The organism is Cupriavidus sp. H18C2 (genome assembly GCF_049393795.1).
Classification (GTDB): domain Bacteria; phylum Pseudomonadota; class Gammaproteobacteria; order Burkholderiales; family Burkholderiaceae; genus Cupriavidus; species Cupriavidus pauculus_C.
This window is the reverse complement of the sequence record NZ_CP186011.1, coordinates 1,574,028-1,598,666: the sequence shown is the minus strand read 5'-3', so window position 1 is coordinate 1,598,666 and position 24,639 is coordinate 1,574,028. Positions and strand designations below refer to the sequence as shown.

At 66.4% G+C, this 24,639-nt stretch carries 18 protein-coding genes, 2 tRNA genes, 3 rRNA genes and 1 pseudogene; 13 read left to right on the top strand and 11 right to left on the bottom strand.

From position 1 onward, the window contains the following. Positions 1-11: 11 nt before the first annotated feature. From EPAKOI_RS23785 to EPAKOI_RS23770, 4 genes and pseudogenes are all read left to right on the top strand, one after another. Positions 12-1,007 carry a tripartite tricarboxylate transporter substrate binding protein gene (locus tag EPAKOI_RS23785; protein WP_423193880.1) on the top strand — a complete coding sequence of 332 codons (996 nt, stop codon included), beginning with the start codon at positions 12-14 and terminating at the stop codon, positions 1,005-1,007. A gap of 28 nt (positions 1,008-1,035) precedes the next feature. Next, positions 1,036-2,348 (top strand): annotated as a pseudogene (locus EPAKOI_RS23780) (DUF1254 domain-containing protein). 34 nt (positions 2,349-2,382) lie between these two features. Then, positions 2,383-3,699, top strand: a complete 1,317-nt coding sequence (locus tag EPAKOI_RS23775; protein ID WP_423193879.1) for a DUF1254 domain-containing protein — start codon at positions 2,383-2,385, stop codon at positions 3,697-3,699. 54 nt (positions 3,700-3,753) lie between these two features. Then, positions 3,754-4,674 carry a tripartite tricarboxylate transporter substrate binding protein gene (locus EPAKOI_RS23770; RefSeq protein WP_423193878.1) on the top strand — a complete coding sequence of 307 codons (921 nt, stop codon included), beginning with the start codon at positions 3,754-3,756 and terminating at the stop codon, positions 4,672-4,674. 6 nt (positions 4,675-4,680) lie between these two features. On the opposite strand, the gene EPAKOI_RS23765 is transcribed toward EPAKOI_RS23770, so the two are convergent. Both EPAKOI_RS23765 and EPAKOI_RS23760 read right to left on the bottom strand, forming a co-directional pair. Further along, entirely contained in the window at positions 4,681-5,103 is a 423-nt protein-coding gene (locus EPAKOI_RS23765; protein ID WP_423193877.1) for a hypothetical protein, read from the bottom strand. A 94-nt stretch (positions 5,104-5,197) separates the two neighbouring features. Beyond that, complete coding sequence (locus EPAKOI_RS23760) at positions 5,198-6,793, bottom strand: exonuclease domain-containing protein (RefSeq protein WP_423193876.1); 1,596 nt, start codon at positions 6,791-6,793, stop codon at positions 5,198-5,200. Positions 6,794-7,282: 489 nt separating this feature from the next. Between EPAKOI_RS23760 and EPAKOI_RS23755 the strand changes: the two genes are divergently transcribed. The 6 genes from EPAKOI_RS23755 to EPAKOI_RS23730 all read left to right on the top strand — a co-directional run bounded on the left by EPAKOI_RS23755 (position 7,283) and on the right by EPAKOI_RS23730 (position 12,859). After that, positions 7,283-8,814, top strand: a 16S ribosomal RNA gene (locus EPAKOI_RS23755). A gap of 64 nt (positions 8,815-8,878) precedes the next feature. Beyond that, a tRNA-Ile gene (locus EPAKOI_RS23750) sits at positions 8,879-8,955 on the top strand. Between the two features lie 8 nt (positions 8,956-8,963). Continuing rightward, positions 8,964-9,039: transfer RNA gene (locus EPAKOI_RS23745), tRNA-Ala, on the top strand. Positions 9,040-9,310: 271 nt separating this feature from the next. Continuing rightward, positions 9,311-12,189: ribosomal RNA gene (locus tag EPAKOI_RS23740) — 23S ribosomal RNA — on the top strand. A 120-nt stretch (positions 12,190-12,309) separates the two neighbouring features. Next, positions 12,310-12,423 (top strand): 5S ribosomal RNA (gene rrf, locus EPAKOI_RS23735). Together the 16S, 23S and 5S rRNA genes with 2 tRNA genes alongside form the textbook arrangement of a ribosomal RNA operon. A gap of 121 nt (positions 12,424-12,544) precedes the next feature. Continuing rightward, positions 12,545-12,859, top strand: a complete 315-nt coding sequence (locus tag EPAKOI_RS23730; RefSeq protein WP_423193875.1) for a GIY-YIG nuclease family protein — start codon at positions 12,545-12,547, stop codon at positions 12,857-12,859. 63 nt (positions 12,860-12,922) lie between these two features. Here EPAKOI_RS23730 and EPAKOI_RS23725 read toward each other — a convergent pair whose 3' ends face one another. Together EPAKOI_RS23725 and EPAKOI_RS23720 are read right to left on the bottom strand one after the other, a co-directional pair. Beyond that, a complete protein-coding gene (locus EPAKOI_RS23725) occupies positions 12,923-13,345 on the bottom strand; it encodes an organic hydroperoxide resistance protein (RefSeq protein ID WP_423193874.1) in 423 nt (140 codons plus the stop codon). Positions 13,346-13,406: 61 nt separating this feature from the next. Beyond that, entirely contained in the window at positions 13,407-13,877 is a 471-nt protein-coding gene (locus tag EPAKOI_RS23720) for a MarR family winged helix-turn-helix transcriptional regulator (RefSeq protein WP_423193873.1), read from the bottom strand. A gap of 220 nt (positions 13,878-14,097) precedes the next feature. Between EPAKOI_RS23720 and EPAKOI_RS23715 the strand changes: the two genes are divergently transcribed. Both EPAKOI_RS23715 and EPAKOI_RS23710 read left to right on the top strand, forming a co-directional pair. Continuing rightward, positions 14,098-15,555, top strand: coding sequence for a DegQ family serine endoprotease (locus EPAKOI_RS23715; protein WP_124685900.1), 1,458 nt, complete (start codon positions 14,098-14,100; stop codon positions 15,553-15,555). Between the two features lie 230 nt (positions 15,556-15,785). Beyond that, positions 15,786-16,109, top strand: a complete 324-nt coding sequence (locus EPAKOI_RS23710) for a hypothetical protein (RefSeq protein ID WP_423193872.1) — start codon at positions 15,786-15,788, stop codon at positions 16,107-16,109. 117 nt (positions 16,110-16,226) lie between these two features. Here EPAKOI_RS23710 and EPAKOI_RS23705 read toward each other — a convergent pair whose 3' ends face one another. The 5 genes from EPAKOI_RS23705 to EPAKOI_RS23685 form a co-directional block, all read right to left on the bottom strand. Further along, positions 16,227-17,714, bottom strand: coding sequence for an MFS transporter (locus tag EPAKOI_RS23705; RefSeq protein WP_423194567.1), 1,488 nt, complete (start codon positions 17,712-17,714; stop codon positions 16,227-16,229). A gap of 86 nt (positions 17,715-17,800) precedes the next feature. Further along, entirely contained in the window at positions 17,801-18,298 is a 498-nt protein-coding gene (locus EPAKOI_RS23700) for a MarR family winged helix-turn-helix transcriptional regulator (protein ID WP_423193871.1), read from the bottom strand. A 97-nt stretch (positions 18,299-18,395) separates the two neighbouring features. Further along, complete coding sequence (locus EPAKOI_RS23695) at positions 18,396-20,408, bottom strand: transglutaminase TgpA family protein (RefSeq protein ID WP_423193870.1); 2,013 nt, start codon at positions 20,406-20,408, stop codon at positions 18,396-18,398. Continuing rightward, entirely contained in the window at positions 20,405-21,406 is a 1,002-nt protein-coding gene (locus tag EPAKOI_RS23690; protein WP_423193869.1) for a DUF58 domain-containing protein, read from the bottom strand. Before EPAKOI_RS23690 ends, EPAKOI_RS23695 begins: the two co-directional genes overlap by 4 nt. A gap of 23 nt (positions 21,407-21,429) precedes the next feature. Beyond that, positions 21,430-22,341, bottom strand: coding sequence for an AAA family ATPase (locus EPAKOI_RS23685; protein ID WP_423193868.1), 912 nt, complete (start codon positions 22,339-22,341; stop codon positions 21,430-21,432). Positions 22,342-22,569: 228 nt separating this feature from the next. Between EPAKOI_RS23685 and EPAKOI_RS23680 the strand changes: the two genes are divergently transcribed. Continuing rightward, complete coding sequence (locus EPAKOI_RS23680) at positions 22,570-23,415, top strand: phytanoyl-CoA dioxygenase family protein (protein WP_124685906.1); 846 nt, start codon at positions 22,570-22,572, stop codon at positions 23,413-23,415. 64 nt (positions 23,416-23,479) lie between these two features. Here the strand turns inward: EPAKOI_RS23680 and EPAKOI_RS23675 are convergent, their stop codons facing one another. Together EPAKOI_RS23675 and EPAKOI_RS23670 are read right to left on the bottom strand one after the other, a co-directional pair. Continuing rightward, on the bottom strand, positions 23,480-23,647 hold the full coding sequence (locus EPAKOI_RS23675; RefSeq protein WP_423193867.1) for a hypothetical protein: 168 nt from the start codon (positions 23,645-23,647) through the stop codon (positions 23,480-23,482). 109 nt (positions 23,648-23,756) lie between these two features. Further along, complete coding sequence (locus EPAKOI_RS23670; protein WP_423193866.1) at positions 23,757-24,512, bottom strand: GntR family transcriptional regulator; 756 nt, start codon at positions 24,510-24,512, stop codon at positions 23,757-23,759. Between the last annotated feature and the right edge of the window lie 127 nt (positions 24,513-24,639).

The window sequence follows — 24,639 nt, the reverse complement described above, 5'->3', positions numbered from 1 at the left end:
GGAGACAAACGATGCGATCGATCTTTCGCAGGATGCGCCACGCCATGGCGTTCTGGATGGCCGCCGGCATCGCCGGCGCGACGCTGATGCCGGCCGCGACTGCGGCGCCGGCCTGGCCCGACCGGCCGATCCGGCTCGTGGTGCCGTTCCCGCCCGGCGGCGGCACTGACGTGATCGGCCGCATGCTGGCCGCGCGGCTGTCCACGGTGCTCAAGGGCACCGTGGTGGTCGAGAACGTCGCCGGGGCGACCGGCACGATCGGCGCCGCGCAGGTGGCCCGCGCCGCGCCGGGCGGCTACACGCTCGTACTCGGCATCTCGGCCACCCATGCCATCGCGCCGGCCATCTTCCCGAAGCTGCCGTACGACCCGCTGCGCGACTTCGTGCCCATCGGCCGCATTGCGTACGGCGGCAACGTGCTGGTCGTGAACCCGACGTTCCCGGCGCATGACCTGCGCGCGCTCGTCGCCATGGCCCGCCAGCCCGGCGCGGACCTGGCCTATGGTTCCTGGGGCCAGGGCTCGGGCGGCCATCTCGCGGGCGAGAGCATCAACGTGTCGGCCGGCGTCCGCCTGCGCCATGTGCCGTACAAGGGCGTGGCGCCGATGCTCAATGACGTGATGGGCGGCACGGTGCCGCTGGCCATGTCGGACCTGGCCGGCACGCTGCCGCTGATTCGCGCCGGCAAGGTGCGGCCGCTGGCCGTGACCGGCTCCGAACGCTCGGCGGCGCTGCCCGAGGTGCCGACGCTGGCCGAATCGGGCATCGCGTTCAAGGTGGATAGCTGGTTCGCGCTGTTCGCCCCGGCGCGCACGCCGGCCGCCATCGTCGAGCGGCTGGAAGCGGCCACGCACGAGGCGATGCAGGACGGCGCCATCCAGGCGCAGATCGCCACCATGGGCATGCGCTACGCGCCGATGTCCCGCGCGCGGTTCGCCGAGCAGATGCGCGACGACGCCCGCGCGTGGGCCGCCCTCGTCAAGTCCAGCGGCGCCGCGCTGGAATGAATCCACGACACCAACCAGAGGCTATTCCATGAACCATCCCGCGACGCCCCCCTGGCCGCATCGCTGCACACCAGCCCGCAGGAGGCGCTGGTCGCCGCCGCCGCCGTGCCGCTGGTGCTCTACGGCTATCCGCTGATCGAGACGCTGCGCACGTGCCGGCTGCAGACGTCGGTCGACGCGCCCACGTGCTACGGCCGCGCACCCATGAACACGCTGTCCGCCAGCGAGCGGCCATGGACGCACGAGGACCGCGACATCGTCACGCCGGCCAACGACCTGCTGTACTTCTGCGGCTGGCTGAACCTGGCCGATGGCCCGGTGACGCTGCGCGTGCCAGCGCTGCCGGACGCGGACCGCTACTACGTGGTGGAACTGCTGGACGCCCACACCAACAACTTCGCCAACCTGGGCCCCCGCAACGTGCCGGCGGACGGCGCCGACGTGCGCATCGTCGGCCCGGGCCAGCAGGCCGACGGGCCGCACGTGGTGCAGGCGCCCACGTCGCTGGTCTGGGTGCTCGGCCGCGTGCTGGTGACGGGCGCCGAAGACCTGCCGAAGGCCCATGCCTTCGAGCAGGGCTTCGAGGTGGTGCAACACCCCGGCACCGCGCAGCCCGCCAGCGTGGCGCGGTGGCAGGACACCGGCGACGCCGGCGTGGACTTCTTCCAGAACCTGTTCCGGGCGATGCGCGACTTTCCGCCCGCGCCGGCGGAGGCCGGCCTGTTCACGCTGCTGCGCAAGGTGGGGCTGCGGCTGGAGGACGAGGTGGAGATCGCCACGCTGCGGCCGGCCATCGTCAACGGCCTGCGCAGCGCCTACGCGCAGGGCATGGCGCTGATCGAGGCCCATACCCGCAGCCAGGGGCACAAGGCGTGGGGCTACAGCCTGCGCCTGGGCACCTATGGCGACGACTGGATGCTGCGCGCCTGCACGGCTATGAAGGGGCTGGGCGCGCTGCGGGCCGATGAAGCGGTCTACGCGATGGCCGATTTCGATGCCGGCGGCGAGCGCCTGCACGGCCGGCATCGCTACGTGCTGCGCTTTCCGGCCGGCATGCTGCCGCCGGCCGACGCCTTCTGGTCGGTGTCGCTGTACGGCGAGGACCGCTATTTCACGGCCAACGCGATCGGCCGCTACGCCATCGGCGATCGCACGCCGGGCCTGCGCCGCGAGCCGGACGGATCGCTCGCGATCGATATCGGCCACGCCCGGCCCGCCGACGACACCAACTGGCTGCCGGCGCCCGACGGCGTCTTCTACCTGATCCTGCGGCTCTACCACCCGACGCCGGGCTTCATCGCCGGCGAGTACCGCATCCCGGCCGTGCAGCGGATTGGCTGAAGACCCCTCTAACAATAATCAGGAGACACGAGACATGCCGCATCCCACCAACGACGTCCAGCAACTGGCACGGGACGCCGTGCTCTACACGCTGCCGCTATACGAGATGGCCCGCATGCGCGCGGCCACCTGCCCGCGCCGCGACCGCGCCGGCCGCTTTGCCGGCGACGGCCCCGAGAGCACGCTGCGCTGGATCAACCACCTGATCCACACGCGCGAACTGCTGGGGCCGCAGCATCGGCAGGTAGTCACGCCGAACAACGACACCCTGTACACGAACGCCTGGCTGGACTTGTCCCGCGAGCCGGTGGTGCTGGACGTGCCCGACTTCGCCGGCCGCTACTACGTGCTGGGCCTGCTGGACGCCTATACCAACCCGTTCGGCTACATCGGCAGCCGCACCACGGGCACCGGGGCGGGCCAGTTCCTGCTGCACGGTCCGGGCTGGCATGGCGAGGTGCCGGCCGGCATGCGCGCGGTGCGGTGCCCGACCGACGCAGTCTGGATGATCGGCCGGCTGCTCGTCGATGACGACGCCGACCTGGCGGCCGCCCACGCGCTGCAGGACGCCGTCGCGCTGAAACGCCTGGACGGTGCGCCCGCCGCGTTTGCCTTCGACGTCGGCATGCAGCCGCGCGAGCACCTGGGCGATGCGGCGCGCTTTGCGGCGGTGGTCAACGCGATGCTGGCGCATAACGCGCCGCCGCGCGACGAGGCCGGCATGGTCGCGCGGTTTGCCGCGGTGGGCATCGGCGCGGGGCTGACGCCCACGGCGGCGCAGGCCGAGGCGCTGGGCGCCGCGCTGCGGGCCGTGCTGGACGAGCTTGGCGCGCCGCAGGCGTCGGACATGGGCGGCGGCTGGACCATGTCGGTCGACGTGCGGGAATCGTATGGCCGCCACTACCTGCAGCGGGCGCTGGTGGCGCGCAACTACATCGGCGCGCTGGGCGTGCAGGAGGCCATGTACATCATGGCCGACCGCGACGCCGACGGCGCGCCGCTGGACGGCAGGCGCGCCTACCGGCTGCATTTCGCGGCCGACAACCTGCCGCGCGTGGACGCGTTCTGGTCGCTGACGATGTACGACAAGAGCGACTGCATGCTGGTGCCGAACGCGATATCGCGCTACTCGCTTGGCGACCGCTCGCCCACGCTGGTGCGCAATGCCGACGGCAGCCTGACGCTCCATCTGTCGGCCACGCCGCCGGCCGACCACGCCCGGCACGGCAACTGGCTGCCGGCGCCGGCCGGCCCGTTCTACGTGGCGCTGCGACTCTACGTGCCGCAGCCCGCGCACCTGGACCGCACCTACCGCTATCCGGCCATCGAGCCGGTCAAGGAGCCATCATGACGCCCCTCGCAACAGACCCGCCGCCGCCTGCTGGGCGCGCTGGCACTGGCCGGCGTGGTGCCGCGCGCGTTCGGCGAGGCATGGCCCGCCAAGACGGTGCGGCTGGTGTCGCCATACGGGCCTGGCGGCTCGAACGACACGTCGGCACGCGTGCTGGCCGAAGCGCTGAGCCGCAAGTACGGCCAGCAACTGGTGGTCGAGAACAAGCCGGGCGCCGGGACGCGCGTGGCTAGCGAGTCGGTGGCCCATGCGCCAGCCGACGGCTACACGCTGCTGTGGGCCGCCGCGCCGTTCGCGATCAATTCCGGGGCCGGGCTGAGCCAGCGGTTCGACATCCACAAGGATTTCGTGGCCGTCGGCCCGCGCGTGCTGGGCCCGATCTTCCTGATCGTCAACGCCGCGTCGCCGGTCAGGACCGTGGCGGACTTCGTCAAGATGGCAAAGCAGAAGCCGGGCGGCGTGACGTTTGCGTCGCCGGGCGTCGGGTCCGGCCCGCACCTGACGGCCGAACTGTTCGCCGCGCAGGCGGGGTTCAAGGCGCTGAACGTGCATTACCGCGGCGATGCCACGGCGTACACCGAGCTGCTGGCCGGCCGCGCGGACGCGACGCTGACCGCCATCACCACCGCGCTGCCATTCATCCAGGCCGGCAAGCTGCGCGTGATTGCGGTGGCGGCCGACGTGCGCACGCCGGTGTATCCGGACGCGCCGACGTTTGCCGAGCAGGGCGTGGCGGGGGTGGTCGGCTACGGCTGGTTCGGGATCGTGGCCCCGGCGGGCACGCCGCCAGCCATCGTCCAGCAGATCAACCACGATGCCAGCCAGGCGCTGGGCGACCCGCAGGTCAGGCAGAAGCTGCTGGGACTGGGGCTGCAGCCGGCGCCGGGCAGCAGCGCGGACTTTGCCGGTTTCATCGACGCCGAGGTCAAGAAGTGGGGCGCGCTGGTCAAGGCGCGTGGGATCGTGCTGGAGTAGCGCGCGTCAGCCCTGGCCGGCGGGCTTGCGGGCCAGGGTTGCGCACTGGCCGATCACGCGCTGGACGCAGCAGGCGGTGCCGCTCCATTCGCCCCGGCTGACGTTGCCGTCGGCGCCGGCTACCAGCTTGCGCTGGCACTGGGCCACGCGGGCCGGCGGCTCCAGCCCGGCGTCGCGCGGGCCGCTGCCGGGTGGGCGCGCCACCGGCATCTCTTGGGTCCAGACATAGGCCGTACCACCCGGCACGGTCTGCACGGCCTGGGGTGGCCCCCACTGGGCCTTGGCCTGCTCGACGGGCGCGCCTTTCCAGGAATCGACGATTCCCTGCATGGCGTTCGACTCGATGCTGGCGCAGGCCGCCGCCAGGGCAACGGTGCCGGCGGCGAGCAGAATGGCGCGGAATGAGGGCGGGCGGGGCGACGCGGGCATGGCGGCTCCATCGAGAGGGCGGGGCTCCCGTGGCAGCCTAGCTGACGCGGGCGGCGGATGGCAATGTGTGGATGTGCGTCGCCGCACCGATTTTTCAGCCGAACAGCGACGGCTGGCCGAGCGCCCGGGACGGCTCCCGGCGGACGGCCGGGCGGGGCAGGGCGGATCGGTCGGCGCGCAGCGGGGCGGGCTCGGGGGCGGTGAGCGCAAATTCGCGCACGGCTGCCAGCGGCACGGCGGTGGCCTGCAGCCGTGCCAGATGCGGCGCCAGTATCTGATAGGTATCGATGTCGAAGCGGGCCGGGGCGGCGGTCAGCGCCTGGGCGTCGTCCAGCGTCGCGGCCGTGCCCAGGTAGCACCAGTCCTCGATGACGTGCCATGGCTGCCCGGGCTGCTCGCCTTCGCGCCAGGCCACGGCGCCCCCGAACGGCCACGGCGTCAGCGCCAGCGCGTGCATCGCGGCCGCCAGGCGCAGCCGGTGGTCGGCGCGCGATTCGTGGCCCGTGCACGCGCCCGCGCATCGGTGAAGTTGCCGGGCGAAGCACGGATTGCCGCGCCGCGCGGTGGGTTCCATCATCAGCGTGACCTGGCAGAGCTGCTCGGTCTCGGCCAGCTCCCGCAGCCGGGCCTGGGCGCCGGTACGCGTGGCGAATACGCCATAGAGGGCGGCATGGCGGCTGAAATCGACGTGGCGGTCCGAGCGCAGCCGCGGCGCGGGCAGGCCATCGACCAGTTCCCAGGCGAACAGCTCGCCCGCGTGGCGTAGCTGCTGGTTGTGCAGCGGCCGCAGGGCCTTGACCAGATGGGCCTCCAGCAGCAAGGCGCCGATCTCGCCGCCGGTTTCGCGCCAGTCCACGCGGCGCACGGTGCGCGCGATCCGCATTTCCTTCGGATTGGCATGGTCGCCGGAAAAGTGGGCGCGGATGCGCTGTCGCAGGTGGATGCTCTTGCCGACATAGAGCGGCGCGTCGTCGTCGCCATAGAACAGATAGACGCCGGGGCGGTCTGGCACGTCGTCGAGCGCCGTCTCGCTCAGGCCCGCCGGCAGGCTGGCGTGCTTGACCAGCGCCTTGACGGCCGATTCCACCAGATCGACCGAATAGAGACCGTGGATCTTCTGCCAGAACTGCCAGAGCACCTCGGCATCGGCCAGCGCGCGGTGCCGGCCCTTGGGCACGAGGTTGAACCGGGCGATCAGGGCGTCGAGGCCGTGGCGCTCCACCGACGGGAACAGCGAGCGGGACAGGCGCAGCGTGCACAGGACGTCGGCCCGGAAGGTCACGCCGGCGCGGCGGAACTCGTTCTTCAGGAAGCCGTAGTCAAAGCGGGCGTTGTGGGCAACGAACAGGCGGCCCTGCAGGCGCTCGGCTAGCAACTCGGCAATCGACGCAAAGGTGGGCTGGCCGCGCACCATGTCGTCGGTGATGCCGGTCATCCCCTGGATAAAGGGCGGGATGCTGGCTTGCGGGTCGACCAGCGTGTCCCACTGGTGGATGCCGTCGGGGCCCACTTCGACCACGCCGATTTCGGTGATCCGGTCGCGCTGGGCGTCGGGGCCGGTGGTTTCCAGATCGACAAACGCAATGGGGCGCGCGAGCGCGGCCGCCAGCGCGTGGGCGTCGAGGGCACCCGCGTCGCGGCTGGGCAGGCGTTCGGGGAGATAGGTAGCGGGTTCCGCGGGCGTCGTCATGCGGCGATTCTACGGGATCGGAAAATTCTTTTGCGAAACCCCTTGCGCAGGTCGCCGGGCTCCTCTAATATTCGCCCCCTCGCAACACGAACCGCGCTGCAAACGCAGCAGCGACAAGGGTTGCGGGGTTGATGGGGGTTGGAGTTGGCGAGGTTTGCCAGCGCTGACCGGCAGAAAAAAGTTCTGCGAAACCTGTTGACGAAACGTTGAATGCTCTGCATAATCTCGTTTCTCCGCTGCGACGAAATACGCAGCGACAGCGAACGGCGAAGCCGGCCCGCTGAAGTTCTTTAACAACCAAACAACCGATAAGTGTGGGCGCTTGATGGCGAACGCCGCCGGGGACTTCGGGTTCCTGGTGTTGCTTCAACAGTATCAAGTGCTCGCACAGTAAAACATGTTGGTTTGGCTCTTCGGGGTCAAGCCAGTCAGTTTTCTGAGAGTGAGCGACCGCTCGAAAGAGCGAGCCCTTCGGGGCACACAGAGATTGAACTGAAGAGTTTGATCCTGGCTCAGATTGAACGCTGGCGGCATGCCTTACACATGCAAGTCGAACGGCAGCGCGGACTTCGGTCTGGCGGCGAGTGGCGAACGGGTGAGTAATACATCGGAACGTACCCTGTTGTGGGGGATAACTAGTCGAAAGATTAGCTAATACCGCATACGACCTGAGGGTGAAAGCGGGGGACCGCAAGGCCTCGCGCAGCAGGAGCGGCCGATGTCTGATTAGCTAGTTGGTGGGGTAAAGGCTCACCAAGGCGACGATCAGTAGCTGGTCTGAGAGGACGATCAGCCACACTGGGACTGAGACACGGCCCAGACTCCTACGGGAGGCAGCAGTGGGGAATTTTGGACAATGGGGGCAACCCTGATCCAGCAATGCCGCGTGTGTGAAGAAGGCCTTCGGGTTGTAAAGCACTTTTGTCCGGAAAGAAAACGTTCTGGTTAATACCTGGGGCGGATGACGGTACCGGAAGAATAAGCACCGGCTAACTACGTGCCAGCAGCCGCGGTAATACGTAGGGTGCGAGCGTTAATCGGAATTACTGGGCGTAAAGCGTGCGCAGGCGGTTTTGTAAGACAGGCGTGAAATCCCCGGGCTTAACCTGGGAATTGCGCTTGTGACTGCAAGGCTAGAGTGCGTCAGAGGGGGGTAGAATTCCACGTGTAGCAGTGAAATGCGTAGAGATGTGGAGGAATACCGATGGCGAAGGCAGCCCCCTGGGACGTGACTGACGCTCATGCACGAAAGCGTGGGGAGCAAACAGGATTAGATACCCTGGTAGTCCACGCCCTAAACGATGTCAACTAGTTGTTGGGGATTCATTTTCTCAGTAACGTAGCTAACGCGTGAAGTTGACCGCCTGGGGAGTACGGTCGCAAGATTAAAACTCAAAGGAATTGACGGGGACCCGCACAAGCGGTGGATGATGTGGATTAATTCGATGCAACGCGAAAAACCTTACCTACCCTTGACATGCCACTAACGAAGCAGAGATGCATTAGGTGCCCGAAAGGGAAAGTGGACACAGGTGCTGCATGGCTGTCGTCAGCTCGTGTCGTGAGATGTTGGGTTAAGTCCCGCAACGAGCGCAACCCTTATCTTTAGTTGCTACGAAAGGGCACTCTAGAGAGACTGCCGGTGACAAACCGGAGGAAGGTGGGGATGACGTCAAGTCCTCATGGCCCTTATGGGTAGGGCTTCACACGTCATACAATGGTGCGTACAGAGGGTTGCCAACCCGCGAGGGGGAGCTAATCCCAGAAAACGCATCGTAGTCCGGATCGCAGTCTGCAACTCGACTGCGTGAAGCTGGAATCGCTAGTAATCGCGGATCAGCATGCCGCGGTGAATACGTTCCCGGGTCTTGTACACACCGCCCGTCACACCATGGGAGTGGGTTTTGCCAGAAGTAGTTAGCCTAACCGCAAGGAGGGCGATTACCACGGCAGGGTTCATGACTGGGGTGAAGTCGTAACAAGGTAGCCGTATCGGAAGGTGCGGCTGGATCACCTCCTTTCCAGAGGCTTGTGTTCACAAGTCAAGCGTCCACACTTATCGGTTTGTTTGAGTGTTACAGCCAAGGGTCTGTAGCTCAGGTGGTTAGAGCACCGTCTTGATAAGGCGGGGGTCGTAGGTTCAAGTCCTACCAGACCCACCAAGTTATCCGGGGGATTAGCTCAGCTGGGAGAGCACCTGCTTTGCAAGCAGGGGGTCGTCGGTTCGATCCCGTCATCCTCCACCACTTACCTTGGGGTAGTTGTCAAAGAGAAGCGCTCGGTTGCGAGTGTTTGTCTTTGGCTGTTGCCATCGAGCATGTTTGCTCGGCTGTTCTTTAACAATATGGGATGTAGTAAAGGTGTCGCGAGTGCGTTGATGAGGCGTGCTGCAGTACGCGATACCGGGTTGTGATTGTATCAACCAAAATGTATTTAAGTGATCGAAAGATGACTTGGAATACGGCACAAACGCGAGAACTCAGACCTGTAATGGATGTGGAGACACACTCGTTATAGGGTCAAGCGAACAAGTGCATGTGGTGGATGCCTTGGCGATCACAGGCGATGAAGGACGCGGTAGCCTGCGAAAAGCTTCGGGGAGCTGGCAAACGAGCTTTGATCCGGAGATGTCCGAATGGGGAAACCCGGCCCGTATGGGTCATCCCTTGCTGAATACATAGGCAAGGGAAGCGAACGCGGCGAACTGAAACATCTAAGTAGCTGCAGGAACAGAAATCAACCGAGATTCCCAAAGTAGTGGCGAACGAAATGGGAAGAGCCTTGTACTCTTTAGCAGCATTGTTAGCAGAACGGGATGGAAAGCCCGGCCATAGCAGGTGATAGCCCTGTATGCGAAAACAGCGTTGTGGAACTAGGTGTACGACAAGTAGGGCGGGACACGTGAAATCCTGTCTGAAGATGGGGGGACCATCCTCCAAGGCTAAATACTCGTGATCGACCGATAGTGAACCAGTACCGTGAGGGAAAGGCGAAAAGAACCCCGGGAGGGGAGTGAAATAGATCCTGAAACCGCATGCATACAAACAGTCGGAGCCTGGCAACGGGTGACGGCGTACCTTTTGTATAATGGGTCAGCGACTTACATTCAGTGGCAAGCTTAACCGATTAGGGAAGGCGTAGCGAAAGCGAGTCCGAACAGGGCGTTGAGTCGCTGGGTGTAGACCCGAAACCAGATGATCTATCCATGGCCAGGTTGAAGGTGCGGTAACACGTACTGGAGGACCGAACCCACTAACGTTGAAAAGTTAGGGGATGAGCTGTGGATAGGGGTGAAAGGCTAAACAAATCTGGAAATAGCTGGTTCTCTCCGAAAACTATTTAGGTAGTGCCTCGTGTCTCACCTTCGGGGGTAGAGCACTGTCATGGTTGGGGGGTCTATTGCTGATTACCCCGCCATAGCAAACTCCGAATACCGAAGAGTGCAATCACGGGAGACAGACATCGGGTGCTAACGTCCGGTGTCAAGAGGGAAACAACCCAGACCGCCAGCTAAGGTCCCCAAGATTGGCTAAGTGGGAAACGAAGTGGGAAGGCTAAAACAGTCAGGAGGTTGGCTTAGAAGCAGCCACCCTTTAAAGAAAGCGTAATAGCTCACTGATCGAGTCGTCCTGCGCGGAAGATGTAACGGGGCTAAGCCAGTCACCGAAGCTGCGGACGCGCGCAAGCGCGTGGTAGGAGAGCGTTCTGTAAGCCTGTGAAGGTGTCTTGTAAAGGATGCTGGAGGTATCAGAAGTGCGAATGCTGACATGAGTAGCGATAAAGGGGGTGAAAGGCCCCCTCGCCGTAAGCCCAAGGTTTCCTACGCAACGTTCATCGGCGTAGGGTGAGTCGGCCCCTAAGGCGAGGCAGAGATGCGTAGCTGATGGGAAGCAGGTTAATATTCCTGCACCGTCGTATGATGCGATGGGGGGACGGATCGCGGAAGGTTGTCCGGGTGTTGGAAGTCCCGGTCCCTGCATTGGAGAAGGCGCTTAGGCAAATCCGGGCGCGGAATTCAAGGATGCGGGGCGAGCGGCCTAGTGCTGCGAAGCAATTGGAAGTGGTTCCAAGAAAAGCCTCTAAGCTTCAGTCATACGAGACCGTACCGCAAACCGACACAGGTGGGCGAGATGAGTATTCTAAGGCGCTTGAGAGAACTCGGGAGAAGGAACTCGGCAAATTGGTACCGTAACTTCGGGATAAGGTACGCCCTGGTAGCTTGACTGGCCTGCGCCAGAAGGGTGAAGGGGTTGCAATAAAATGGTGGCTGCGACTGTTTAATAAAAACACAGCACTCTGCAAACACGAAAGTGGACGTATAGGGTGTGACGCCTGCCCGGTGCCGGAAGATTAAATGATGGGGTGCAAGCTCTTGATTGAAGTCCCGGTAAACGGCGGCCGTAACTATAACGGTCCTAAGGTAGCGAAATTCCTTGTCGGGTAAGTTCCGACCTGCACGAATGGCGTAACGATGGCCACACTGTCTCCTCCCGAGACTCAGCGAAGTTGAAGTGTTTGTGATGATGCAATCTCCCCGCGGCTAGACGGACAGACCCCATGAACCTTTACTGTAGCTTTGCATTGGACTTTGAACCGATCTGTGTAGGATAGGTGGGAGGCTTTGAAGCGTGGACGCTAGTTCACGTGGAGCCGTCCTTGAAATACCACCCTGGTTTGTTTGAGGTTCTAACCTTGGCCCGTGAATCCGGGTCGGGGACAGTGCATGGTAGGCAGTTTGACTGGGGCGGTCTCCTCCCAAAGTGTAACGGAGGAGTTCGAAGGTACGCTTGGTACGGTCGGACATCGTACCTAAAGTGCAATGGCAAAAGCGTGCTTAACTGCGAGACCGACAAGTCGAGCAGGTGCGAAAGCAGGACATAGTGATCCGGTGGTTCTGAATGGAAGGGCCATCGCTCAACGGATAAAAGGTACTCTGGGGATAACAGGCTGATACCGCCCAAGAGTTCATATCGACGGCGGTGTTTGGCACCTCGATGTCGGCTCATCTCATCCTGGGGCTGTAGCCGGTCCCAAGGGTATGGCTGTTCGCCATTTAAAGAGGTACGTGAGCTGGGTTTAAAACGTCGTGAGACAGTTTGGTCCCTATCTGCCGTGGGCGTTGGAATCTTGACGGGGGCTGCTCCTAGTACGAGAGGACCGGAGTGGACGTACCGCTGGTGTACCTGTTGTCTCGCCAGAGGCATCGCAGGGTAGCTATGTACGGAAGAGATAACCGCTGAAAGCATCTAAGCGGGAAACTCGCCTGAAGATGAGGATTCCCTGGAGGCTTGACCTCCTTGAAGGGTCGTTCGAGACCAGGACGTTGATAGGCTGGGTGTGGAAGCGCAGTAATGCGTTAAGCTAACCAGTACTAATTGCCCGTAAGGCTTGATCCTATAACCAGTGTGTTTTACCTGGTGTTCCGCTGTGCCACAGGCATACAGCACAACCCCATATCTTTACTACACCCAGATTCGCCCGCGCTGACCACACGTCAGCGCCGGCAACCCCTCATGCCTGGTGACCATAGCGAGTTGGAACCACCCCTTCCCATCCCGAACAGGACCGTGAAACGACTTTGCGCCGATGATAGTGCGGACTACCCGTGTGAAAGTAGGTCATCGCCAGGCTCTTATACCCAGAACCCCCAAGCCCAAAAGCTTGGGGGTTTTGCTTTTGCAGCGGCGGTTTTGCGATTTTGCGTGCCGGGGGCGTGGCGCGTATGATGGCCGTCGCAACGACCGACGACCCATGATCGACGATAACGACGTCTCGCCGACACCGCCCGTGCAGTGGTTTCTCTACCTGCTCGAATGCGAGGGCAGCACGATTTACACCGGCATTACGACCGACGTACAACGCCGCTATGCGCAGCATGTCGCCGGCACCGGTGCCAAGTACACGCGGTCCCGCAAGCCGCTGCGGCTGTTGGGATGGCTGGCCTTTCCGACCCAGTCGGACGCACTCAAGGCCGAAATCCAGACCAAGCGCCTGACGGCCGCGCAGAAACGTGCGATGTGTGCCGACCTGGTACTCGCCGATCTGGCCGAACCCGCGGCACAATAGAAAACGCCGGCCCAAGGGCCGGCGTTTTGCATTTCAGGCTCGCAAAAGCCTGGCGGGCGACAGTCAGACCACAACCAGATTGACGTCGATATTGCCGCGGGTGGCGTTCGAGTACGGGCAGACCTGGTGAGCCGCTTCCACCAGCTTCTGGGCCGCTTCCTTCTCCATGCCCGGCAGCGAAATCTTCAGCTCCACCTGGATACCAAAGCCCTGCGGGATCTGGCCGATGCCGACCGCGCCGTCGATCTTCGCATCCGGCGATATGGTGATTTTCTGCTGGCCGGCCACGAAGCGGATGGCACCGAGGAAACAGGCCGAATAGCCGGCCGCAAACAGTTGCTCGGGGTTCAGGCCATTCCCGGCACCGCCCATTTCCTTCGGCACCGCCAGCTTGGCGTCGAGTTGGCCGTCCGACGTCGTGGCGCGGCCATCGCGGCCACCGGTTGCGGATGCGTGGGCGGTGTACAGGACTTTTTCCAGTTTCATTTGCACTCTCCTAGATATGCCCGGGGGCGGGCAGCAGTTTCAACATGCCGATTCACGGCGATCAATCTTCCGATCGCGCTGCTTCCAGCGTCGACCGTAAGTCATGCAAACGCGCTGTCAGGGCCTGGATTTCTTCCACCGAGCACTGCATCGCGCACAACAATCGTTCCGGAATGCCCTCCGCCGACTGGCGCAGCGCCTGGCCGGCATCCGTCAGGCTGACCAGTACCCGGCGCTCGTCGGACGTATCCCGCACGCGCCGCACATGTCCGGCCGATTCCAGCCGCTTCAGCAGCGGCGTCAGCGTCCCGGAATCCAGCCGCAACCGGGCACCCAGGTCCGACACGCTCAACTCCCGATGCTCCCACAACACAAGCATTGCCAGGTACTGCGGGTAAGTCAGCCCCAGCTCACCGAGGATCGGCTTGTAGATCTTGGTCATCGCCAGCGACGTGGAATACAGCGCAAAGCAGAGCTGCTGGTCCAGTTGCAGCCAGTCATCTGTTCTGGAAGGGGTCGTTGGCGTGGTCATGCAGCTATCTTATACGCAATTAGATTGTGCGCAAGATAAATTTTGCATCGACCCTATAGAGCATAGGGCCAGCCCGTGAAGGATCAAGGAAAGGGATCAAGGAAAGCCGGCCGTCGCAGAAGCCTTAAGTCTGGTTTAAGTGTGGCTCCCTACGATGTCACTGTCGCGCCAACGGGCCCACCCGTTGCGGCGCCGTCCAACATCCAGAAAGGAAAGCACCATGATTCGCCAGACCCTCGTCCGTTCCGCTGTCGGCGTTGCCGCGCTTGCTGCCCTGGCGGGCGGCTACGCGTATCTGCAGAAAGATGCCATCACGCCGGGATACGCCGCGCAGGCACCGGTCGTGTCCGCGCCGGCCGCGGTGGCCACGCCCACCGACTTCTCGGGCATCGTCGATCAATTCGGCCCCGCCGTGGTCAACATCAGCGTCACCGCCCGCGCCCAGCGCACGTCGGCCCAGGTGCCGCCGGGCATGGACCCCGACGATCCGCTGTTCCAGTTCTTCAAGCGCTTCGGCCCGCAGTTCCAGGGGCCGCAGAGCCAGCAGCCGCAACTGGTGAAGGGGCTGGGCTCGGGCTTCATCGTCAGCCCTGACGGCCTGATCTTGACGAACGCCCACGTTGTCGACAACGCCACGGAAGTCACCGTCAAGCTGACCGACCGCCGCGAATTCAAGGCCAAGGTGCTCGGCAGCGATCCGCAGACCGATATCGCCGTGATCCGCATCGACGCCAAGGACCTGCCGACCGTGCGACTCGGCGACCCGTCGAAGATCCGCGTGGGCGAGCCCGTGCTGGCCATCGGCTCGCCGTACGGCTTTGAGAACACCGTCACGGCCGGCATCGTCAGCGCCAAGTCGCGCTCGCTGCCCGACGACACCTACGTGCCGTTCATCCAGACCGATGTGGCCGTGAACCCCGGCAACTCGGGCGGGCCCCTGTTCAACCAGCGCGGCGAAGTCATCGGCATCAACTCGCAGATCTACAGCCAGACCGGCGGCTACCAGGGCCTGTCGTTTGCGATTCCGATCGACGTGGCGAAGAAGGTCGAGCAGCAGCTCGTCGCCCACGGCAAGGTCACGCGCGGCCGCCTGGGAATCTCGGTGCAGGAGGTGAACCAGGCCCTGGCGCAGTCGTTCAAGCTGCCCAAGCCGGCCGGCGCGCTGGTGAACTCGGTGGAACCGGACAGCCCCGCCGCGCAGGCCGGCCTGAAGCCCGGTGACGTGATCGTGCAGCTTGGCAACGACGTGATCGACCATTCGGGCGACCTGCCCGAGCACGTCGCCGACTTGCAACCGGGCACGAAGACCGATCTCAAGGTCATCCGCAAGGGCGAGCCGCTGACGCTGAGCGTGAAGATCGGCGCGGTCAAGGAAAGTGCGTCGGCGCAGGCCAAGAGCGGCGGCGAAGCCGGCGGACGCCTGGGCCTTGCGGTCCGTCCGCTGACCCCGGCCGAGAAGCGCGACAGCGGCATCGACGGCGGCCTCGTGGTCGAGGATGTCGCCGGTCCGGCCGCGCGCGTCGGCATCCAGCCGGGCGACGTCATCCTGTCGCTCAATGGCACGCCGATCGCATCGGTCGACCAGCTCCGCGCGCTGGTGTCGAAGTCGGGCAAGCAGGTGGCCCTGCTGGTGCAGCGCGACGACGCGCGCATCTTCATTCCGCTCGATCTGGGCTGATCGCCGGCCGCGATGCCGACCCCGAGGCCGGCAGGCGCGCGACAGGCCTCCGCGGGCGTATACGGTGATGCGTATACGCCCGCAAACCCTTGCCAGGCGCGGAATTCCGGGCGACAAAACATCCCAAATGGGCGTTCGAGCGGGTATGATCTCGACTGCGATGCATGAAGCGTGTGGTGACTCACGTCGCCACTTCTGGTTCTTGCTAAATCGACAGAAGAAGGAAGTCTATGCAGTTGGATTTCACCCGCGCCCCCATCTCGCCGGGCTCCGACCTGGCGCGGCGTCTGACGCCAGTGATCAAGCAGTCGACCGCACGTCGGCGCAAGAAGGAAGTCCCGCCCCACTGGGAGCGCGGCTACCGCTCCCACTACTACCGCAACGAGCGTGGCGACAAGCTTGGCGAAGTCCGCCTGTCCGATCGCGGCGACCTGCCCGTGGTCTACCACTGGGCCGCCGGCAACTATTCCGGCGCCGAAGGCTCGCTCGCGCATGCCCGTGCGCGCGTGGAGGAAACGGTCGGCTTTGGCATGCGCCAGTTGTCGCTGTTCTGATCGACCGCCCACGCGTGCCCGCCGGGCATGCATGTCATCCGCAAGGGCGCGCCGCCGCCGTTGCCGCGCTGTCGCCAGCGCCCCAGCAGTACCCCGCTCCGCGATGCAAGGCCCAGGCTAGTCCAGCCGGCGTTGCACCAGCATGAAGACCGCGGCCACCAGCGCCATCGCGGCAATCAACCGATACAGATCCTCGCAGGCCATCAGCCGCGCCTGCTGATCGACGATCGCAGCCATCTGCGCCAGCGCGCCCGCGTGTGCCTGCCCGGCATCGAATCCGCGCGCCGCCAGCAGCGACTGGGCCGCCTGCATCCACTCGGCGGTCTGCGCGGGACGTAGCCCGATGGCCTGCACCAGGCTCGCATGCACCGCGAACTGCCGGTTCTGCAGCAGCACCGCGCCCAGCGCCGACGCGAACGAGCTGGCGATCTGCCGCACCAGGTTCTTGCTGCGATAGCCGTGCGCAAAGTCGTCGCCGCTCAGGCTGCGGAACGTCAGGCCGGCAATCGGGATGATGACCATCACGCCAAACAGCCCCTTGCCGACAAGCCCCGGCACCAGCGCGGCGGGCCCCACATCGGGCGGCATGAACGAGAACCACGCCATCGCGGCCGCCATCAGCAGCAGCCCGGCCACCATGAGCGGCTTCTTGTGCGTCAGCCGGCGCGCCACGCGCAGGTAGATCCAGATGCCCGCCAGGCTGATGCCGGCCGCCAGCGTATTGAGCCAGCCCGTGGTGGCCAGCGGAAACCGCAGCGCCTGCTCCGCGAAGATCGGGAACACGTAGCCGCTCAGGTTGCTGATCATGTAGTAGACGAAGTACATCGCCAGGCCGGTCAGGTACACCGGTTCGCGCAGCGCGCGCAGGTGCAGCACGGGCGTGTCGTGGTGCCACTGCTGCCACAGGAAGAGGCCCAGCAGCCCCAGCGCCAGCGCCGCCACCAGCGCCACGCGCAGCGGGTGCGAGAAGATGTCGAACCGCGCCTCGGTCATCGACGCCTGCAGCACGACGATGGCCACGCCGAACAGCAGCAGCGGCCCCAGCGCCGGGCCGTCGTGCTCGGCGCGTGGCTCGGCATCGGGCAGCAGCAACCATGTGCCGACGGCCGCCAGGGCGGCAAACGGCAGCACGCCGTAGAACACGTCCTGCCAGACGCCATGCTCCACCAGCTCGGCCGCGAACGCCGGCGCCATGGCCGAAGCGCCAAAGATCCCGAGCATGAACAGGCGCGATGCACGCGGCCGGTCCTCGGGCGCGAACATCACGTTCACCAGGATGCGGCAGCTCGTGAACAGCGCCCCGCCGCCCACGCCCTGCAGGAACCGCGCGACCACCATCTGCGGCAGCCCCGTGCTGGTGGCCGCCACCACGGTGCCGCCCATGAACAGCAGCAGCGACCCGGTCAGGTAGTTGCGATAGCCAAACCGCCGCGCCAGCCATTGCTGCTTGAGGATCATCATCATGCTGCCCACCGCGTAGGCCGCCTGGACCAGCGCGAAGCTGCGCGGGTCGGCGTCGATGCCGCCGACGATATGGCTCGACGCAAAGACGAACATGATGTTTTCAAGGAATTCGACGCCCGTGGTCAGCCCCAGCAGCGCCATGATCAGCGTCTGCCGCTGCCGGTGGGTCAGCAGCCGCAGCCAGCGCACGCCGGCCTGCAGCCGGTGCCAGCGTCCGGCGGGCCTGCTCACGGCTGCGCTGCCTCCAGGGCAGCCAGATGCTGATGCAGCGCGGCCAGCTCGCGCGTGGCGGCGGCAAGCCCGGCATCGCCCAGCGGCGCCCACGCGGCGCCATAGGCGGCATGCACGACCGGCGCCACCTGCGCGAACAGCTCCCGCGCGGCCGGCGTCAGCGTCAGCGCCAGGCTGCGGCGGTCATGCTCGGCGGTCTTGCGCAGCACCAGCCCCCTGGCTTCCAGCCCGTCGACGAGCCGCGTCATCTGCGTGCGCGTGGCGTCGATGGTCAGGCCCAGCTCCGACGGCATGGTCGGCTCGCCGGCATCGGTGGCCAGCATGCTGATGACGAGGTATTGGTGCAGGTCCAGCTCGAACGGCGCCAGCGCGCGCTCGATATGCTGCCGCAGCAGCCGGGCCGAGCGCAGCAGCAGCCGCGACGCCAGGATCAGGTCGCGCGGCGCCTCGGGATGCTCGGCGCAGAAGCGGTCAATGCGACGTTCGAACGACATTTTGTTTCATCCGAGATAGTTACGAATGAAACTATATGAGGCCAAGGCCGCCATGGCAAGTTCGGCACCGTGGATAGTCTGGCCCGCCGGCCGAACGCTAGCGCCGCGCCAGGCAGCGGGACAGGTCGCGCAATGCCGCGCGCAATCCGCCGAGCACGCCGGCCTGCGACCCCCTGCCCGGCGCGCCGTACTTCCAGCCGACGTACTGGTCAGTGAACGCTCGCACTGCGTCGCGCGCCTGGGGTAGAGCGGCCTCGGCGCGGGCGGCGAAGTCGCGCGGACCTTCCGACGTCCCGCGCGACACGCCGTGCCGCGCCAGCAAGCCGCAGTAGCGGTCGTAGAGCGCCTGCACCGGATCCACCCGCCGGCGGCGCAGCCACATCGGCACCAGCGCGAGCACCGCGAGCAGGGCCAGCCCCGTCGCCAGCACCTGCGGCAGCCGATTGCCGAGCCCCGCCTGGTCGAGCAGCCGGTTCTGCTGGCCGCGGTCGTATTCGAGCACCCAGCGCTGCCACCGGTACGCCAGCCCGTCGAAGCTCCAGCGCAGGTCGCGCAGCCAGCCGGGCGCGCGCAGATCGCGCAACGCCTGCAGGTCCTCGCCCGCCAGCGCGGCGTCGACGCCGTTCTCCACCCGGCTCGGCGCGACGGCGCTGGTCGGATCGACGCGCACCCAACCCCGGCCGGCCAGCCAGACCTCGGCCCACGCATGGGCGTCCGACTGCCGGATCACATAGTGCCTGCCCATCGGGTTGTACTCGCCGCCCTGGTAGCCCAGCACCACCCGCGCCGGCACCCCGGCCGCGCGCATCAGGAACACGAAACTGCTGGCGTAGTGCTCGCAGAAGCCGCGCCGGGTATCGAACAGGAAGCTGTCCACCTGGGATGTGCCCAGCGGCGGCGGCGACAGCGTGTACGCAAACGGCGCGGCGGCGAACAGCCGCATGGCGGCCTGCACGCGCTGCCACGGGTCTGGATACCGGGCCATCCAGCCGGCGGCCAGCTCGCGGCTGCGCGGGTTGCCGTCCGGCAGCGCGAGCGACAGTTGCAGCGTGCGGCGCGTCAGCGGCTGCGGCAGGCCCTGCAGTTCGGACAGCGCGCGGTACCGCAGCGCCCGGTCCACCGGCGCCCGCATGAAGAATTCGCCATCGGCCGACGCCTGCGCCAGCAAGCTGTCCGACACCGCCACGCCGCGATCCAGCAGATACAGCCACGGCTTGTGATTGGGCTCCAGCGTGACGTTGTACGTGCGCAGACCGGCGCCGCCGCCATCGCGCAGGTCGCGGTCCCCATCGTCGTCGCGCAGCCCTGGCGCCGCGCGCAGCGTGGGCGCCTCGCCGGCGCGCCATGTCTGGCCGTCGTAGTGCCACAGCACCAGCGCCCGCCAGTAGAGCGCGCTCGCGGGCAGCGGGTCGCCGACGATATCGGCGCGGAACGCCACTTCCGGCGAGCGGATCAGTTCGCCAACGCTGCCCGGCCGCATCGTGTCGCTGATGCCGGTTCGGCCGGTCGGCTCGGACTGCGGCAGCCGCCACAGCGGATGGTCCAGGCGCGGAAACAGCAGGAACAGGAACAGCGCCCACGGCAGCCCGAACAGCGCCATGCGGCCCAGCAGCGGCCAGATTGCCAGCCGTCCACGCGCCTCGGGATGGTGGAACAGCAGCCAGTTGCGCAGGATCCATGCTCCGATCGCCATGCTGTAGATCGCCAGCCAGAACGGCTGGTCCTCCAGGTACAGCGTCAGCAGCAGGTAGAACGACAACTGCGTGACCAGCGTGGCATCAGCCAGCGCCCGGGTCTCCATCAGCTTGAGAATCACGAACGCCGCCAGTAGCGCCACGCAAAGCTCGCGCCCGAAGCTGCCGCCGCCCCGCCAGACCAGCGCGGCGGCAATCAGCAGCACCAGCACGCCGGCCGTGCCGACCAGGAATTTCGAAGGCAGCGGCGCGCGCTGGCGCCAGAGCAGCCAGCGCCAGGCCAGCAGCAGCACCAGCAGCAGGCTGACCGATACCGGTAGCGTGCGGGCCTGCGGCGCCAGCACGAGCGCCAACTGGGCAATCAGCATGCCGTGTTCCTGATGGCCAAGCGGCCGCGCTGGCTGCTGCGGCTTCATGATGCGCGGCGCTCCGGCCAGATGGCCAGCGCTTCCAGGCAGGCGCGGCGATGGGCCGGGCCGGCGCCCGGCGCGATCTCCACGCCGGGCAGGCGCAGGCCCAGGTCGACATGGTCGCCCGCGGCCAGCACCCAGGCGCACAGGCGCGACAGCCGCGCCTCGGTATCCATCGTGAACGGCAGCGCGTCCCAATCGATCCAGCAGCCGGGCTGGCGCGGCACGTGCCCGGTGCGGCTCAGCCATCGGCCGGTGCGGGCGCTGTGCTTCCAGGCGATGCGGTGCAGCGGGTCGCCGGGGCGGTATTTGCGCAGCTGGTCGATGCCATCGTCGGCGGCGGCCTGGAGCTGGCCGTCGTCGCCGTCCTCAGGGCGCGGCGTCAGCGGCAGCGGTGGCGCCGGCCGCTCGGGCGCGGGATAGACAAAGGTGGTGAGCGGCAGGTCCGCATAGCTCCAGACCCGGAACAGGCCGAACGGAAAGCGGCTGGACACGGTCACGCGTGGCAGCGCCAGCCGGCCGCGCCGTGGCGCCGCCACGCGCACGGCAAGCGCGCCCTGCCCCAGCCCGTCCAGCGTCAGACCCGGCGCGGCGTCGGCCACTCCGCCCGCGGCCATGGCTTCCACGCCGATGCGCGCGCCGCCGTCATGGTTGGCGACGTGCAGCACGAACGTGGCGGTCTCGCCCGCGAATGGCGCCGAGACCGGGCCCGCCGAGATATCGAGATCGAGCAGGTTGCGGTAGGCCATCCACATGCAGGCCATGCCGATGCCCACCAGCAGGAACGTCAGCGCAAAGCCCAGGCTGATGTTGTAGTTCAGCGAGGTGGTCAGCATCGCCAGCAGCAGCAGGGCAAAGCCCAGGCCGCTGCGCGTGGGCAGGATGTAGAGGTGGCGACGATCGAGCGTGACCACGCCGTTGACCGGCGGGCGCGGCCGGCGCGGGCGGGGCGTGGGCACCGGCAGGGGCAGCGCGGGGCCGGAAGCCGTCGGCGGACGTCGCATGGCTGGCCTGGGCGGCGGCGGTATCAGGGAATCGCCACGCGGGCGACCAGATGGTCCAGCGCGGTGGTGTCGGCATCGCCGGGCAGCAGCCGATGGCCGGCCACGGGCGCGAACACGGCCTGCACGTCTTCCGGCATCACCATGTCGCGCTGGTCCAGCAGCGCCCAGGCGCGGGCGCAGGCCAGCAGCGCCAGGCCGGCGCGCGGCGACAGCCCGGCCACGAAGCCGGACTCGGCGCGCGTGGCCTGCACCAGCGCCAGCACGTAATCGACCAGTGCGGGGCTGGTATAGACGCGGCTCGCGGCGGCCTGCAGCGCCACCACCTGCTCGGCGTCCATCACGGCCACCGGCTCGGGCCGGGTGGCGGCGCCCAGGTACAGCACGCGCTCGAACGCCGGGTCGGGATAGCCGAGCGAAATCCGCATCGTGAAGCGGTCCAGCTGCGATTCGGGCAGCGCATGCGTGCCGATCTGGTCCAGCGGATTCTGGGTGGCGACGACGAAGAACGGCGTGGGCAGCGCGTGGGTCACGCCGTCGTGCGTCACCTGGTGTTCGGCCATCGCTTCCAGCAGCGCGCTCTGCGTCTTCGGCGGCGCGCGGTTGATCTCGTCGGCCAGCACCAGTTGCGCGAAGACCGGGCCGCGATGGAAGCGGAAATCGCTGGATTCGCGTACGTAGACCGACACGCCGACCAGGTCCGCCGGCAGCAGGTCGCTGGTGAACTGCACGCGCTGGTACTGCAGCCCCAGCGTCTGCGCCAGCGCGTGAGCCAGCGTGGTCTTGCCCACGCCGGGCACGTCTTCCAGCAGCAGGTGGCCGCCGGCCAGCATGCACGCCAGCGCCAGCCGCACCTGGCGCGGCTTGCCCAGCACGATGCGGCTGAGCTGGTTCTGGGCCTCGGCCAGCGAGGCGGTGATCCGGGGTCTGGCAGTCACGATGGGCAGCCTTGGTGGCAGGTTGGCGATGACGGGACGGTGCGGCAGGGTCCGGCCATTGTAGCGGCGTGGAGGTCGCATGCGACAGTGGGTTTCCGCACGGTGGCGCGGCGGCGACGGTGGCCCGGTGCACCGGAATCGGGCGCCAGCCCGCGCCGGATCGCGCCGCTTCTGGCATCATCGGGCTGTCGCCGCCCCCTCACTTTCAGAATTGTCTTAGCTGCTGCAATGACTGCCTCGCAACCGCGCGTGTCTGGCGCGCCCCATTCCCTCGATTTCGATTGTTCCGCTCCGCTGGCCGACCAGGCGGCCCTGGCCAGCCTGGCGCGCGAATTCCACGCGGGCGGCTACATCGTGCTGCGCCAGTTTGCCAGCGAGGCCACATGCGCCGCGCTGGAGGCGGTGACGCGCCGCCACCTGGCCGACGCCGTGCCGCCGGTGGAGTTCGAAGCCGACCTGGGCTATCCCGGCGCGCCGGCCACGCGCGACGCGGCGGGCGGGCACACGGTGCGCCGGCTGCGCCAGGCGTATGGGCGGGACGAGGCGTTCCGGCGCTGGGCCAGCCATCCGCAGCTGGTGGCGACGGTGGAGGCGCTGCTAGGCGAGCCGGCCCGGCTCACGCTGGCCCACCACAACTGCGTGATGACCAAGCATCCGCACTATGGCAGCCAGACCGGCTGGCACCGCGACACGCGCTACTGGTCGTTCGTGAATCCGGAACTGGTCACCGTCTGGTTGGCGCTAGGCGACGAGGACGAGCGCAACGGGGTGCTGCGCGTGATTCCGGGCTCGCATCGCGCCAGGCTGGACCCGGCCCAGCTCGATCCGGCCGAGTTCCTGGTCGAGGCCCATCCGGCCAGCCAGGGGTTACTCAAGGGGGCGATGCCGCTGGCGCTGCATCGCGGCGACGTGCTGATGTTCGACAGCCGCCTGTTCCACGCGGCCGGCCGCAACGATTCGGAGGCGGTGAAGCTGTCGGTGGCGTTCGCGTATTTCGGCGCCAGCAACCGGCCGATCAGCGGGTCGCGGTCGGCCGAGTTCGGCAGCGTCGAGATGCCGCCTGCCGCACTCTGACGTTTCGTCGTACCCAATAAGAAAGCCGCCCATTCCGGGCGGCTTTTTTCGTTGCCAGTAGGACTCAGGCCGTCTTGCGCCGCGCGCTACGCCAGCGGAAGAAGGCAATGACGTCCGCCAGGCGCAGCGGCACGAGCGGCGTGGCATGGCGGACGGCATCGCGCCGGGCGTAGTGGCTCAGAAGCTGCGCGCCGACGGGGCGCTCAAGGTAGGAAGCTTCCGGGTAATGCATGGCAAATCCCTATTGTGGTCAACAAACGCCTACAGTATACACTTCGATGGTGCACTGCGCCATTTGCTGGTGCGCAACGGGGAATTGCCTGAACCGTGATCGGGCAGGGTCAGGCGTGGGTCTGGCGAGGGGCGTCCGCCGTGCCCGCCGTGGGTGCAGCCGTGGCGCCATCGGCCGCCATCGATTCCACCGCCTTGGCGGCGCTGTAGACGTGGCGCGTGGCCAGCAGCGACGCCAGGTCGGCATCGCCGGCAATCACGGCCTGCAGGATCTGGGCGTGCTCGTCCCAGTTGATGCGCGCCCGGCTCAGGTTGGCCGGCGCGAACAGCAGCGCGGTGCGCTCGCGCAGCGACCGCATCATGTCCTGCAGCACGCTGTTGGCGGCGATGTTGCCCAGCACCTCGTGAAAGCGCGAATTCAGTTCGACGAACCGCTCGGTCTGGCCGCTGTCGACCGCGTCGTTGCCTTCCTTGAGCACCTTTTCCAGTTCCTGGATCAGCGCCGGATCGCGGCGCTGCGCGGCCAGCTTGGCGTTCAGCCCTTCCAGCGTGGCGCGCACCTCGACCATTTCGCGGGCGATGTTGGGCGACAGCCGGGCCACGGACGCGCCGCGCCGCGGCTCGATCCGCACCAGCCCCTCGGCCGCCAGCGCCCGCAGCGCCTCGCGCACGGGAATGCGCGACACGCCCAGTTCCAGCGACAGCGTGTTTTCCACCAGCCGCTCGCCCTGTTCGTACTGGCCGCCCAGGATACGTTGCCGCAGCGTGTCGGTGACCAGCGCGAAAAGGGGAGAATGCTGGGCGCCCAGGCTTGCGGCCGGGGTGTCCGGATTCGGCTTGATGGCACTGGCGGTGGCGTCGTTCATGGTCGGGATCGGCCGTCGGATATCGGTGATGCGCCGCGGTCGATGGGCCACGGCGTGAATGCCGCTATTGTATACCGTTGCCTCCCCGCGCAAGACATAGGGTAGACATCTACCGTGGCCCCGCCGA

Excerpts from the sequence above, each read along its gene's own strand:
- EPAKOI_RS23730 (WP_423193875.1), top strand. The coding sequence starts at position 12,545 with ATGATCGACGATAACGACGTCTCGCCGACACCGCCCGTGCAGTGGTTT.
- EPAKOI_RS23690 (WP_423193869.1), bottom strand. The coding sequence starts at position 21,406 with ATGCGACGTCCGCCGACGGCTTCCGGCCCCGCGCTGCCCCTGCCGGTG.
- EPAKOI_RS23720 (WP_423193873.1), bottom strand. The coding sequence starts at position 13,877 with ATGACCACGCCAACGACCCCTTCCAGAACAGATGACTGGCTGCAACTG.
- EPAKOI_RS23695 (WP_423193870.1), bottom strand. The coding sequence starts at position 20,408 with ATGAAGCCGCAGCAGCCAGCGCGGCCGCTTGGCCATCAGGAACACGGC.
- EPAKOI_RS23775 (WP_423193879.1), top strand. The coding sequence starts at position 2,383 with ATGCCGCATCCCACCAACGACGTCCAGCAACTGGCACGGGACGCCGTG.
- EPAKOI_RS23705 (WP_423194567.1), bottom strand. The coding sequence starts at position 17,714 with ATGGCGCTGCTGGGGCTGACCACGGGCGTCGAATTCCTTGAAAACATC.
- EPAKOI_RS23675 (WP_423193867.1), bottom strand. The coding sequence starts at position 23,647 with ATGCATTACCCGGAAGCTTCCTACCTTGAGCGCCCCGTCGGCGCGCAG.
- EPAKOI_RS23760 (WP_423193876.1), bottom strand. The coding sequence starts at position 6,793 with ATGACGACGCCCGCGGAACCCGCTACCTATCTCCCCGAACGCCTGCCC.
- EPAKOI_RS23710 (WP_423193872.1), top strand. The coding sequence starts at position 15,786 with ATGCAGTTGGATTTCACCCGCGCCCCCATCTCGCCGGGCTCCGACCTG.
- EPAKOI_RS23785 (WP_423193880.1), top strand. The coding sequence starts at position 12 with ATGCGATCGATCTTTCGCAGGATGCGCCACGCCATGGCGTTCTGGATG.
- EPAKOI_RS23680 (WP_124685906.1), top strand. The coding sequence starts at position 22,570 with ATGACTGCCTCGCAACCGCGCGTGTCTGGCGCGCCCCATTCCCTCGAT.
- EPAKOI_RS23670 (WP_423193866.1), bottom strand. The coding sequence starts at position 24,512 with ATGAACGACGCCACCGCCAGTGCCATCAAGCCGAATCCGGACACCCCG.
- EPAKOI_RS23715 (WP_124685900.1), top strand. The coding sequence starts at position 14,098 with ATGATTCGCCAGACCCTCGTCCGTTCCGCTGTCGGCGTTGCCGCGCTT.
- EPAKOI_RS23725 (WP_423193874.1), bottom strand. The coding sequence starts at position 13,345 with ATGAAACTGGAAAAAGTCCTGTACACCGCCCACGCATCCGCAACCGGT.
- EPAKOI_RS23700 (WP_423193871.1), bottom strand. The coding sequence starts at position 18,298 with ATGTCGTTCGAACGTCGCATTGACCGCTTCTGCGCCGAGCATCCCGAG.
- EPAKOI_RS23765 (WP_423193877.1), bottom strand. The coding sequence starts at position 5,103 with ATGCCCGCGTCGCCCCGCCCGCCCTCATTCCGCGCCATTCTGCTCGCC.